This is a genomic window from Paenibacillus andongensis, from assembly GCF_025369935.1.
In the GTDB taxonomy this organism is placed as follows: domain Bacteria; phylum Bacillota; class Bacilli; order Paenibacillales; family NBRC-103111; genus Paenibacillus_E; species Paenibacillus_E andongensis.
In genome coordinates, this window is sequence record NZ_CP104467.1 from 4092026 (window position 1) to 4105205 (window position 13180).

The 13180-nt window shown below is 44.0% G+C and carries 10 protein-coding genes; 2 read left to right on the plus strand and 8 right to left on the minus strand.

Annotated elements, in window-relative coordinates:
• Positions 1 to 57: 57 nt before the first annotated feature.
• The 5 genes from NYR53_RS18405 to NYR53_RS18425 all read right to left on the minus strand — a co-directional run bounded on the left by NYR53_RS18405 (position 58) and on the right by NYR53_RS18425 (position 6050).
• Positions 58 to 870 (minus strand): alpha/beta fold hydrolase, encoded by an 813-nt coding sequence (locus tag NYR53_RS18405; protein ID WP_437180186.1) that lies wholly within the window; start codon positions 868 to 870, stop codon positions 58 to 60.
• Positions 871 to 1158: 288 nt separating this feature from the next.
• Positions 1159 to 1893 carry a class I SAM-dependent methyltransferase gene (locus NYR53_RS18410; protein ID WP_261300703.1) on the minus strand — a complete coding sequence of 245 codons (735 nt, stop codon included), beginning with the start codon at positions 1891 to 1893 and terminating at the stop codon, positions 1159 to 1161.
• Between the two features lie 240 nt (positions 1894 to 2133).
• Positions 2134 to 2976, minus strand: a complete 843-nt coding sequence (locus NYR53_RS18415; protein ID WP_261300704.1) for an RMD1 family protein — start codon at positions 2974 to 2976, stop codon at positions 2134 to 2136.
• 121 nt (positions 2977 to 3097) lie between these two features.
• Positions 3098 to 4246 (minus strand): response regulator, encoded by a 1149-nt coding sequence (locus NYR53_RS18420; protein WP_261300705.1) that lies wholly within the window; start codon positions 4244 to 4246, stop codon positions 3098 to 3100.
• Positions 4221 to 6050, minus strand: a complete 1830-nt coding sequence (locus NYR53_RS18425; protein ID WP_261300706.1) for a sensor histidine kinase — start codon at positions 6048 to 6050, stop codon at positions 4221 to 4223. Before NYR53_RS18425 ends, NYR53_RS18420 begins: the two co-directional genes overlap by 26 nt.
• Positions 6051 to 7160: 1110 nt before the next feature.
• Here NYR53_RS18425 and NYR53_RS18430 point away from each other — a divergent pair.
• Together NYR53_RS18430 and NYR53_RS18435 are read left to right on the plus strand one after the other, a co-directional pair.
• A complete protein-coding gene (locus tag NYR53_RS18430; protein WP_261300707.1) occupies positions 7161 to 7610 on the plus strand; it encodes a MarR family winged helix-turn-helix transcriptional regulator in 450 nt (149 codons plus the stop codon).
• Positions 7607 to 8806, plus strand: coding sequence for an MFS transporter (locus NYR53_RS18435; protein ID WP_261300708.1), 1200 nt, complete (start codon positions 7607 to 7609; stop codon positions 8804 to 8806). The genes NYR53_RS18430 and NYR53_RS18435 overlap by 4 nt, the downstream gene beginning before the upstream one ends.
• Before the next feature lie 75 nt (positions 8807 to 8881).
• Here NYR53_RS18435 and NYR53_RS18440 read toward each other — a convergent pair whose 3' ends face one another.
• The 3 genes from NYR53_RS18440 to NYR53_RS18450 all read right to left on the minus strand — a co-directional run bounded on the left by NYR53_RS18440 (position 8882) and on the right by NYR53_RS18450 (position 13105).
• Positions 8882 to 9580, minus strand: coding sequence for an aspartate/glutamate racemase family protein (locus NYR53_RS18440; protein WP_261300709.1), 699 nt, complete (start codon positions 9578 to 9580; stop codon positions 8882 to 8884).
• 187 nt (positions 9581 to 9767) lie between these two features.
• Positions 9768 to 12092 (minus strand): 5-methyltetrahydropteroyltriglutamate--homocysteine S-methyltransferase, encoded by a 2325-nt coding sequence (gene metE / locus NYR53_RS18445; protein ID WP_261300710.1) that lies wholly within the window; start codon positions 12090 to 12092, stop codon positions 9768 to 9770.
• Positions 12093 to 12202: 110 nt separating this feature from the next.
• Complete coding sequence (locus NYR53_RS18450; protein ID WP_261300711.1) at positions 12203 to 13105, minus strand: LysR family transcriptional regulator; 903 nt, start codon at positions 13103 to 13105, stop codon at positions 12203 to 12205.
• Positions 13106 to 13180: the final 75 nt, after the last annotated feature.

Sequence of the window (13180 nt, forward strand, 5' to 3'; positions counted from 1 at the left end):
TTGGCACACTATTTTTTCGGCGGCAGCAAGTTGAATTCCTGCCGCCTTTTGTTATGGTTAGCAATTGCCCATACAAAAAGCTGCAAGCTCCGATGCAATCATTTTTGCATCGAGTTTCTTGGTATGGCCAAGTCCTTTTTTACTCACCAGTTGCGCATTGGGTAGTACATTAGCCAGTGCCTGGGCACCATGGCGCAGCGATGCCGGACTTTCAGTGCCTTCAAGTACCAGCGTTGGGATCGTAACTGTATTCCATAAATGGGTAGGAAGCGGTTTTCCGTCCATATATCCTTCCAATAACGCTGCATCGTAAGGGAGAGTGTGAGCAACGGCCATAAGCTTAGACCACACACCTGGCATCATGCGCATCAAGCTGACAACGAAAGAAGGAGCTCCCATGCCCTTGGTCATAAAGTACTTGATAGCCTCTGCTCGGCGATTAGCGGTTATAAGCTCACTTACATGCATGACGAAATTTTTCGGTGGCATGTGATCTGTTGCTTCTACCACAAATGGTGGTTCATGCATGGCCAATTTCGTAATGCTTGCCCCACTCGATGCTGCTTGCAAGGCAAGAACCGCCCCGGATGACAAGCCCCAAACATAGGACGAACCGCCAGCTTCATCAATCAATGCCTGGAGATCTTCAATCTCGCGTGCTATGGCATAAGGTTGAGTGTCTCCGCTATCGCCACGACCGCGGCGGTCGTAGCTGTAAACCGTGAAATGCTCTGACAACAGATTAGCCAACTGCACCAGACCCGGAAATTTTCGGTAGCTGAAAGCACCTGCTACCAGAATAAGTGCTGGCCCTTGGCCAACTTTGTCATAAACGATCTTAGTACCGTCTTTTGAAATGATTGCGTACATGGTAGATCTCCTTTGCACATTCAAGTTTTTATTGATTTAGATCGAATTCCATTTCTCATCGAATATCCGAGCCTCTACAAAGACGACGAACCACTGGCGACAAAATCGACACAACAGCAAACAAAATTCAATAAAAATTTTTGCGTTATTATTATCTGACCCTGGAGAGCCACTCCATCGCATGATGCTTAGAGAATCCGACAACGCAACAGGCTGCCGATATTTTCGGCAGCCTGTTGTTATGATGCATATGCTTTTTCGTTGTAGTAGTTACATGAATTGTAATGTTTAGTTTTTAACCGCAGAGATCAGGAGGAAAATGGGACGACGAGATTCGTCTCTCATTTCTGGATATTTATCCAATGTTTCTTGCGTTGGTTGAGGTTCAGAGAGTTTCATAATACGAAATCCTGAATCAATTAAAGCATTCACATAAGTAGCGATAGTTCGATGATATTTGACGACATCATTTTCCAGAAATCTCGCCTGCCGTAGACCTTCCTTTTGATAGTCGTCGACAGGCCAGTGCAAACGCTCGCCTGCCGATCCATAATGCCAGTCTTGTGCAGCGAGAGCGGTAAAGACCGGATGTTCAACCGAAAGTATGAAAGTTCCTCCAGATACAAGACAATGATGTATTTTACGACAAACGACTTCGAAGTTCTCCACATAATGAAGAGCAAGCGAACTTATCACAATGTCAAATTCGCCTGCTGCAAAGTTGATGTCTTCAATCGCGAGCCTCCGATATTCAATCGCGGAATCATTGTTATTTTCTCTTGCATAAGCTAACATTTTCTCTGATAGATCTACACCAACCACTGACCGGGCTTGTTGTTCCCGTGCATATTTGCAATGCCAGCCAAAACCGCATCCAAGGTCAAGAACTCTTTTATCTCGAAGCGCGGGAAGCATTGCACGGAGAACGGGCCATTCCCCAGCAGCATTCAGACCACCAATCGAGCGAGGCATCTCACTGTATTTTTCAAAGAATCCGAGATCATCATATTTATTCTGTTTCATTTTAACCTTAGACTCCTAACTTGAAGTTATTTCTCACCTTAGCAAAATACTATTTTCTAATAACTGTATTTTCTAAAGTTTAACATCAAATTTTGAAAGTCTTTATTGAAAATTTTGTTTTAATTAAACATTCCTATTATTAATTCTTTTCATTTAAGATCTGTCTTTGTTTATCGATCAGGCACTAGTGTGAGAAAAGAACTCTATATCCGATATTAGGTACTGTCCTCTTCTAACTTTCTAATGTGAAGGAATCCAACCTACGATTTGTAATATCGTTAATACAACCTCAATAACAATAAGAATCACAACGATCCATTCAACAAATAGCCCTCGGATGGAATGACTGATATTTGAAAAACCTTCCAAAATGTGATATAAAATATCCGTTTTGCTTTTTAGTATTTTAAATCGATCGTTCAATTCAAAAAAATTCATCATCCCATCGTAAAATTCGCTTGCCGTACTGTTGGTCCAGGTCAAATCTGGTTTATCCAAAATCATAATATAGGCAAGTGTGTTATACTCATGACGTACGATTTTTGCGGTCGTTCTTGCCAATTCTTTGTTGCTAACACGAAGCTTTCCTTTTTCAAGCCGGTCTATCATAATTTCGAGGCTATCATGAATTTTTCCGAGCTGCTCCTCTATCTTCTCAAGAGCTACCGATTTGGCAAGTACGGTGGAGATTAATTCAGGGTAAAAGGATTTATACTCGGCTACCACTACATACTTGTCAGTCAACTCCATGCTATCGATTTCTTCGATATGAAGGCTGTAATCATCCGTGTATCTTTCAGCGGGCTGGAGATCAATATCAGGTTCGAATGATTGGATGAATTTCAAAAAGTCAGTAATCTCATCCATACGAGTGTGATTAACAAAGACAACACTGCCGAAAGAAAACACCAGCACTTGTTGTATATCGTCATTTTCTTTATTAAGGATCGATTTCAGTATACTGCCTCTTAGGATTAAAGGTTGTTCCCAAGTGTATTTTTTTGGAATACCGCAGTGGATAGCGATTTTATTCAGATCAATTTCATTTGTGACGGCCATAGCCTTAAAAGTAATATCTTTCATTTTCACCACTCATCTGTTTTCAAAAAAGTCATACTAACTAGTCTTGACAGAAAAAGTAGGCTTCAATCCCATTACTATTTTATATTTGCTCATCGATGTTAATACGCTAATCCAAATATAATTATTTTTTGTTGGTTAATCGGCTTAGTAGCAGGTCATATTGATGTATCAATCCTTCGGACGGACGAATGCCAAGCTCTCTGCTGAGAAGCCGTACATACTCCGTATACAGTGCCGTCAATCCTTTTTTGTCCCCATTCATTTCGCTTATCGTCATAAGATGGCGTATAACGGATTCGTCCAACGGATTACGCTCATTCAGCTTGTGCAGCAGCTTCGACGCGGTGGTTGTATCCCGCAATGAAATAAGCACTTCGGAAAGCCTCTTCACGAATGAGGTGTACAACTCCGCATAGCGCACCATTTCGTGAATGGCCCACACATACGCCTTGTCCCCGAAAAGATCCCCCGTATACATGCGTTCAATGTGCAGCGCTCTTTCCACTTTTCCGACATCTATGGTTTGCATCTCTTCCACTTGCTTTTCGAATTCCACATAATCGATAACGGAATCCTTTAATTCAAGCGCATAGCCATCGTTCTCCGATCGAACGACCTCGCGCAGGCCAAGAGGTTCCAACGACTTACGCAATTGATAGACGGTCGTATTCAGATAATTCTCAGCATTGGTTTGGTGCATCCCCCCGAAAATATCCATAACTAATCTGGAACGAGGTATTCGTTTGCCACGATAAAATAGTAAGTACGCGAATAGCTCCGCACATTTCCTCGAGATCCACTTGATACGGCCAGCATTGTTGCTCACGACAACATCGCCAAGCATCGTTAGGACGATCCTCCCGGAATCTGCGGAAGTTGGAGCAGCCTGTGATGGCGAATGAATGTCCCGCTGGCTCGCCAGCGCGCGATTTACCGTCCGCTGCAGCCGTTCCTGGGAAACGGGTTTGACTAGGTAATCTACCACAGATAGTTCGTAAGCTTTCAAGGCAAATTCTTTGTGCGACGTGACGAAGACGATTTGCACCGGAGAAGCCAAGGCTTCCATCTTAGCGGCGAATTCCATTCCACTCCCGCCCGGCATGGAGATGTCAATGAAAGCCAGTCCAATGTCGGTGTTCTCACTTAGAAAATCAGCTGCGGACTTCGTATCCGTGAATGCGCCCGCTACGTGAACCCCTGACATCTTAACCAGCATTTTACGTAGAATCAAATGCATCGTAGGCTCATCGTCCACCAAAATCACTTTCATAAGCTTCTTCCTCCATTCCACCATCGTCGAATGCTTCCAGCAAACTAGCCGATCCAGGCAAAGTGAATGAAAAGGTCGTCCCGACTCCTGGCTCGCTCTCGAACCAAAGGCTGCCACCATGGATACGAACGAATTCACGGATCAGCGCCAGTCCGAATCTCATATCCTCCGAATCGTCCCCCTTAACCATTAACTTTAAGAACGGTTCCTCTAAACGCAGCAGTTCCGAGGTCTGATCGTCGATTCCCGAACCATTGTCTCGTACAGACACGATGATCATGTCACCTTCGAGAACAGCCCCAATATCAATCGCCCCGCCAATTCCAGTAAACTTGATTGCGTTCGAAAGCAAATTGCGTAGAATTAGATCCAGCATCTCTTTATCGGCTCTAACCGTTAGCTTCTCGTTGATTCGCTCCGACATCCGAATTTGCTTCATACCAGCTTTCGTGCCTGCAAGCAGCAAAGCCTGCCGGACAACCTGCTGCAAATTCCAGCCTAACGGACGAAACACGACTCTCCCTTTCTGGCTGCGGTACCAATCCAATAAATTTTCGACGAGCTGGAACGTGCTTTGCACTTGTCCTTTAAGCTCCCTCACCAATTCACCATGTTCAAAGTCGGCGGCGGACAGTTCATCGCCCAAGAGCTCGGTTAAGCTAACGAGAAGTGCGATCGGATCGCGAATGTCGTGCGCCACGACGGTAAACAGCTTGTCCTTAAATGCGTTTAGCTCAGACAATTGCCGGGCGTTCTCACGCAACCTGGTCTCGCTCTCCTTCAATTCCGTAATATCGTTGAACATCAAAATCTTACCGATCAGTACACTCCCTGATTCGTAAATGAGAGACAAACTGCAGTTGTAATGCTTGATCCGGTCCTCTTGGAATCTGTGAAACGGGAAGCGTTCGTCCCCATCACTAGCGGCACGAATTCGTTCAAGCAGTTCTGGACTGGAGGACAAAACCTTCTCCATATCAACGGGGTATCTTTTCGGCATACCGAGTTCAGGAAGGACCTTCTCAGCTGCTTTATTGTAACTTACGATTTGATCCTCATAATCGAAGAGGACGACCCCATCCCGGATCGTTTCGAATACTTTAGCCATCGCAAGAGGCGTTAAACGAAGTAAATTAAACCGCAAAATCCCCCACACGTAGGCAATACCCGATACGGCAAATCCAAATGGCGTCAAATCCACGTTCATTCCAGACCAAAAGAACAAATTAAACACCATAGGCGCGATTGCACCCAAAAGGAGGACAACGATTTGCTTTCGTACGATCGGTAAAGCCCGCCAATACATGGGGATAAACAGCAGCATTCCGCACAACAGTACGGAATAATTATAGACGGTGTGCACCTTATACCAAGGTCCCTTGATAGTCGTGTACAAAGGAACCGAATCGCTCTCATTCAGAATATAACGCTCATAGATTAGGTGATGCCAATCGTTGGTCAAATGGAGAAAAAATACCATTACGGGGATAACGAACAGCACGATCGCTAGACGCTTGCGATACCGAGCGGCCGTCCCGGTAAATTGGATGACCTGAAAGAGCCAGAGCGTTGTTACGAATGGAATGCCCAAGTATTCGATTTGGAGTGACAGCTTCACATCGTTCAGGCTTCGGCTCAATACTTCAAACGCATAGCCGAACGCATAGAAAGCCGCTGCCAACATGATCAGAATCATCGTTTTGGCAACAGGCAGATGTCGTTTCCTGTAAGACAAGAAAGACACGAACACCATCAGCGCCGTTGCGAGAAAAAGCGTTACCGACATCCATTGCCTAGTGTCCATGGCTGCGTCTCCCTTATATCAATGACGTTCGATCCCGCCCTACAGGGCAGTTCGACATAATTCTTCCTAAATTAGGATATCATCTTCTCAATTTTGTGTCCACGAATTCGCGTTTGTACTGCTTATTAGCAAAAAAATATATTTAAAATAGAAGGAAGCTTATTCAACTTCAGCTGCCTTTTTTTGTGACACCATGATCCAGTAGAGTAAAAAAAGCTTCCATGTTTCTGGAGCTTTTGTCTGTGATTGGGCCATGATATGGACGTGCTCCGTTATTGGAGGGTATAGTGAAAAGTTTGATTACGAGGGGGGGAGATAGAAATCCGTTCAGTTACTGATAAACAGATGGCCGAATCTAAATGTGGAGTTTTTTCTGACATTATAAGCAGCTTATCTGAGGTTCACGGGGAACGAGGAGACGCTATTTCGGTGATTATGCTGATGCAGGGCCGGCAAGCGGAACGAGGGGGCGCTATTTTGGCGGTTTACAGGTTTTACACCTCCAAAGTGGGAAATAGAGGATCCTCGTTCCGCAAAAACGTAATATACGCAGTTTTGAGCAATATAAGGCTTCTACGTTCCGCTAATATCTGGTGATGGCATATGCGTGTTGACGTTGATACAGTTAGAGGAACACAACAGTTTTTGCCTTGACTGTCCCTTTCTTTTATACGACTTTGGCTCAACAATTTCTTCCCTCCCCTCCATTTCCATTCTAAAACACTTATCCACAGATCCGCATTTTGCATAATTTCCTACACTCCCTCCCCCAAAAAAAAGACCCCTTTCAGGGTCCTTTTCGACGGTAATAGGATTTATGGTACTTTTGCCTTGAACCTTACTTGGCTCGGTCTCTACCTCATCACATTCCTGCAGTACATGACTACATTAATGATTCTGCGGCACATCTCCTCGCTTCTATATAGATTCAATAACAACTTCCCTGGTAGTTCGTTGCATAATATGCGACACAACACCTCGCTGAATCACCGTCATAAAGTAATATGTCCGATCTTGAAAATGTTATGCATCTAAGTAATCATTTCGTTGACGTTTTTATTTGCTAGGAATATAATTGCTATAACAACTAATTTTGAGGAGTGAATTATTTTGGGACTGGATAACTCATTTGGATTTATTTTGAACCATGCTGGTAGACGGTTGACGCAGTTATTGAACAGCCATTTTCAGCCCTATGATATGACGACAGAGCAATGGACTGTACTCAATCGTTTAGCTGATGAAGATGGTATTACGCAGAAGTTGCTGGCGGTCCGAGCTGAAAAGGATCAAACCAATATCACGCGAATTCTCGATCAATTGGAACGCAAAGGTTTAGTGGAACGACGGGCCAATGAGACCGATCGAAGATCGTTTCTTACCTTTATAACGGAGCAAGGCAAAGCCTTGAATGATCTCCTAACGCCGATTGAGCAGAAAGTAATCGCCTCGGTTCTTAGCGGTTTTACAGAGGAACAAACATCGAATTTGCGGGAAATGATCATTCAATTGACCAAGCAAGCCAATGCATGCATCAAAGAAGTGGAGGATTCACAGTGAATACGAATCAGAAATTGTGGAATCGTAATTTTGTTGCTGTCTGTTTCAGCAGCTTTTTTTTATTTATGACTTTTTATATTCTCGCCGTTACGCTGCCAATTTTCGTCACGGATACGCTGCATGGCGGACAACAACAAATTGGTCTTGTCATGACCGTATTTATTATTTCAACCGTCATTTTACGGCCATTAACTGGTAAATGGATGGATGAATGGAACCGCAAGAAGATCATACTTTTCTCACTGGCGCTTTTTATGATTTGTACCGCAATATATCCATTCGTTCATCAATATACTTTTTTGCTTGGCTTAAGGTTTCTTCATGGCATAGGTTTCGGAATGGCGACAACGGCTGCAGGTGCAGTTGCGATCGAACTTGTTCCTGAGCGGCGCAAAGGTGAGGGCATTGGTTATTTCAGCCTTTTCATGAGCTTGGCTATGGTTACTGGTCCCTTTCTTGGGCTAACCATTATGCAGACTCATAATAATAGTCTTCTATTTGGTGTATGCATTGTGTTCGCACTACTCGCTTTCTTGTTTGGAGTGACCATTCGTATTCCTCAAGCTATTTCAAAAGTGAACGTGCAATCAGAGACTGGTTGGAGAAAGTTCATTGAGCCGCGAGCTTTGCCAATTTCTTTGGCAGGCACTGTGTTAGCCTTTTCTTACGGAGCTATTACAACTTTTCTTTCCGTGTACGCCCAAGCCATTGGATTGGATACTTATGCGAGTTACTTTTTCATGGTGTTCGCTTTGATGATTGTTATATCCAGACCTTTTACAGGCAAATGGTTTGATCGTTCAGGTCCTCATTTACTCGTATATCCTGGGATCATCCTTTTCACTTTAGGGATGGTAATCCTAAGCATTGCGTCATCCCCCGTCATATTTCTAGTTGCAGGAGGTATGCTAGGCCTTGGATTCGGGGCGATGCTTCCCAGCTTCCAGACGATCGCTATTCAAGCCGCACCTGCTCACCGCAGAGGTCTTGCAACAGGCACCTATTTCTTACTTTTCGACTCCGGATATGGGATTGGTTCCTATGTACTTGGCGCTGTCGCTTCGAGAACGAATTACCATACGATGTATTTCATTGCTGGGATGGTTGTCGCATGTTCTGCCATTCTGTATTATGGACTTTATCATCGAAAAATAACAACATCTTCCCTCAAGCCCAGCCCAAACACAATTAAATAAGACTCCTCGAAAACTAACATGCCGTCATTGCACTTCCCTGTTGAAGTGAGTAACGGCATGCATCTTATTAAAACTTTAGCCCTCACTTAAAGCGTAGTCAACCGCACTTTCTGCATGAAGTCTAGTTGTATCATAAACGGGGATATGGCAATCATCTGGTGAGATGAGTAGCGTTATTTCTGTACATCCAAGAATAATGGCTTCTGCTCCCTGCTGGCTTAGACGATTAATGATCTTTATGTAGGATTGCCTTGACTTTTCGTTAATGATACCAAGACAAAGTTCTTGATAGATGATGTCATGAATAATCATTCTTTCTGCTTCATTTGGCACAATAACATCAAGTCCAAACTTTTCAATGAGTCTACCCTTGTAAAAATCTTGTTCCATCGTAAACGCAGTCCCCAGTAAAGCAACCTTCTTATTACCATCCTTAACGATTTCGTTAGCTGTTGCATCAGCTATATGCAGTAATGGCATTGATATCGATTCTTCTACTTCTTTTGCCATCTTGTGCATTGTATTCGTACAAATGACTATCAAATCGGCACCACCAGATTCTAGTTTTTGTGCTGATTCGATCATAATTTTTGTAGCTTCATCCCATTTCCCTTGATCTTGAAGCGTCTTGATTTCTTGGAAATCTACCGAAAACATGAGACTTTTTGCGGAATGATGACCGCCTAATCTTTCCTTAACACGCTGATTGATGATTTGGTAATAAAGCAAGGACGACTCCCAGCTCATTCCACCTATTAGTCCTATCGTCTTCATAAAAAAACTCCTCAGTAATAACTATTTACTACATAATAACAGAAACAGGAACGATGAAGTAAAGGAGCGGTCATAATCTTGTTTTTCATCCGTATGACCAACTTTCTTTCTTGAAATCCTTCCTCTTATCAAATCATCAGGAAAATTGTACCATACTTGAAATTGTGTTCGTACATAAAAAAAACGTTCACCCATTAGAGTGAACGCCTAGCACTTTTTGGTTATAGGTTGTTGGCGAATGCTTCGCTCGAGCGATCTGCGTCGCTTCAACCATGTTGCGCAAGGAATCGACCGTTTCTTCGAATCCACGAGTTTTAAGCCCGCAATCCGGATTGATCCAGAATAGCTTCGGATCCAACACACGCAAGGCGCGTTCGATCATACTGGTCAGTTCCTCCACACGTGGAATACGAGGGCTGTGGATATCATAAACACCTAATCCTATGCCAAGTTTATATGTGTTCAATTCGAAGCTATGAATCAATTCACCATGACTGCGAGATGTCTCGATCGAAATCACATCGGCATCCATCGCCTCGATCGAATGGATCATGTCATGAAACTCGCAATAGCACATATGGGTGTGAATTTGTGTCGTATCCTGTACCGTACAGGTGGCCATGCGGAATGCTCTGACTGACCATGCCAGGTACTTCTCTTGGTCATCCACCTTAAGCGGAAGCCCTTCACGTACCGCTGGTTCGTCGACTTGTATCATGCCAATGCCCGCCTGCTCAAGCGCTTCCACCTCTTGTCTAAGCGCATACGCCAGTTGGTAGGCAATTTGTTCACGTGTGATGTCCTCGCGAACAAACGACCAATTCATGATCGTAATCGGGCCAGTTAACATACCTTTAACAGGGCGTTTGGTCCGCGTCTGAGCATACTTTGTTTCTTCGACGGTCATCGCCTCCTTGAACGCTACGTCCCCATAAATAATCGGCGGTTTAACGCAGCGAGAACCGTACGACTGCACCCATCCGTTCTGTGTGAACGCGAAGCCCGCGAGCTTCTCGCCAAAGAACTCGACCATGTCGGTTCGCTCAAATTCGCCATGCACGAGAACATCCAATCCGATTTCTTCCTGAAGCTGGATCCAGATATCAATCTGATCTCGAATGAAGGCAGTATACTGTTCATTGTTCCATTCACCCTTTCGCCACAGTTGACGAGCCTTGCGCACCTCAGGGGATTGCGGGAAGCTGCCAATTGTCGTCGTCGGTAAAACCGGCAATTGCCATTTCTTCTGTTGAGCAATATGACGCTCGGAGAACGGTCGACTGCGATCTGGATGTTGAGCACTGATGGCGGCGACCGTATGCTGAATGTCGCTGCGGTTGCAAACATCTGACAGCTTTAGCGCCAGTAAAGCACGATCGCGTTCTTCCAGTTCGCTTGTGATTTCGGCGGCGCTTCGAGAGACTGCTTTCGCCAGAAATACAACCTCATCCAACTTTTCATCTGCAAATGCGAGAGCATCTTTCAGTTCAGTTGTAAGCTTCGTCTCATGTTTTACCGATACCGGAACATGAAGCAAACTGCACGACGTTTGCACGATGAGTCGCTCAGTTGCAACGATTTCAGCGAGTTCTTCTACGAGTGCCAGTTTCTCACGCAGTGGCGCCTTCCAGATACCACGACCATCAATTACCCCTGCACCTAAAACCTTATCCGCCGGAAAACCTAGCGTTTTTATCGATGACAAATTGCCGGAGTAGCCGTGCACGAAATCCAACCCTATTCCCTTGACGGGCAGCTTAACTATATCACTGTAATTTTCTACCGATTCAAAATAGGTTTGCAGCATGATGTTCAGATTCGGCACAGAGGCGGCAATTGTCTCATAAATTGTCTTTAATCGCTGCACGTCATCTGCGTTTAATTTTGTGACGAGAATTGGTTCATCTATTTGTACCCATTGAACCCCTTCATTTGCAAGCTCCTGTAGTATCTGCACATAAAGCGGAAGCAATCGTCCCAGCCAGTCATCAGTCTCGGAAATAGGGTATCCTTTGGACAACTTCAAGAATGTCAACGGTCCGACGAGAACCGGCTTACCCTCGATTCCTAGCTTCTCCTTAACCTCCCGATAAGCCAATAGCGGTCTATTTTCGGTAAGCACAGGAGATGCCTCGCCCAGTTCTGGTACGATATAATGATAGTTGGTATTAAACCATTTGGTCATTTCGCTTGCAGTGGCATCCTTCGTCCCACGGGCAATCCCGTAATAAACCGATAATGGTACAATGCCGCCCTCATAAGGAAAGCGTTTAGGAATAATGCCGAACATTGTGGATGTATCCAGAATATGATCGTAATAACTGAAATCGTTGACCGCGATGAAGTCGACGCCTTTCTCCTTTTGCTTACGCAGATGATTCAAACGGATCTCCTGCAACTGACGGTGCAACTCCGATTCTTCAAGCTTGCCTGACCAAAAAGCTTCAAGCGCTTTCTTCCATTCTCGATCCGCTCCAATACGCGGATATCCCAATACACTGCTTTTCACCATCTTGTAAATCTCCTCTACAATTTGTTACAAGAAAGATATCACGGATTGGCGGATATAGTGTAACTGGAATAAACTATATCTAGTCATAGCTAAAAGCTATATCAAAATTATTATTGGGCTATTGCCTGCATAAGTGCTTGTATATATGCCGCTCCTAGCTTGGATAGGGAAGCATTTTTATGAGAAATCCAACCGACATTGATGGTTTCTTCACAATCCAAAGGTACAGGAATAATTTCATTTCCATTCAAATCAGCGCTTAAAACCCCTGTCGATATGGTATATCCGTTCAATCCGATCAATAAATTGAAAAGCGTCGCTCTATCATTAACACGAATGCTTTTTTTATGTGACATCGTGCTGAGAATCTCTTCTGAGAAATGAAAGGAATTATACTCCCCTTGATCAAAGGACAGATACGGATAATTCTGAAGCTGTTCAATAGTCACGATGGATTGCTTTGCCAGCGGATTCTTAATACTGATGAAAATATGAGGTTTTGCCGTTAATAAGCTGTTGAATTGTAAATTTGCGGTTTTGAGCAACTTGTTGATGACTTTCCCATTAAACTCATTCAGATATAAGATGCCGATCTCGCTGCGTAAATTTTTGACATCTTCAATAATTTCATAGGTTTTGGTCTCTCTCAAAGCTAACTCATATTCATCTTGGCCATACTCCCGGACCAAACTCACAAAGGCATTCACCGCGAAAGCGTAATGCTGAGTGGAAACCGAAAAATGCTGCGGGGAAGGCTTCGCATTAAGGTAGCGACTTTCCAATAATTCAGCCTGCTCTACTACCTGTCTCGCGTAGCTTAAGAATTCAATCCCCTCTTTAGAAAGTGAGATCCCTTTATTAGATCTTTCGAAAATCGCAAGCTGCATTTCGTCTTCTAGATCCTTAATCGCATTTGAAAGACTCGGCTGAGAAATAAACAACCGCTTGGCTGCTTCGTTAATGGAGCCTCGATTTGCAACCTCAATAACGTACTTTAGTTGTTGTAGAGTCACTGAAATCTTCAACCCTTCCTTTATTTGAATATGAAAAGGGAGCCTCCTTATCGGAAAGCTCCTTCGTTAGCTGCC

Coding starts and splice junctions, on each gene's coding strand:
- NYR53_RS18405 (WP_437180186.1), bottom strand. CDS start 870: ATGTACGCAATCATTTCAAAAGACGGTACTAAGATCGTTTATGACAAA.
- NYR53_RS18410 (WP_261300703.1), bottom strand. CDS start 1,893: ATGAAACAGAATAAATATGATGATCTCGGATTCTTTGAAAAATACAGT.
- NYR53_RS18415 (WP_261300704.1), bottom strand. CDS start 2,976: ATGAAAGATATTACTTTTAAGGCTATGGCCGTCACAAATGAAATTGAT.
- NYR53_RS18420 (WP_261300705.1), bottom strand. CDS start 4,246: ATGAAAGTGATTTTGGTGGACGATGAGCCTACGATGCATTTGATTCTA.
- NYR53_RS18425 (WP_261300706.1), bottom strand. CDS start 6,050: ATGGACACTAGGCAATGGATGTCGGTAACGCTTTTTCTCGCAACGGCG.
- NYR53_RS18440 (WP_261300709.1), bottom strand. CDS start 9,580: ATGAAGACGATAGGACTAATAGGTGGAATGAGCTGGGAGTCGTCCTTG.
- metE (WP_261300710.1), bottom strand. CDS start 12,092: ATGGTGAAAAGCAGTGTATTGGGATATCCGCGTATTGGAGCGGATCGA.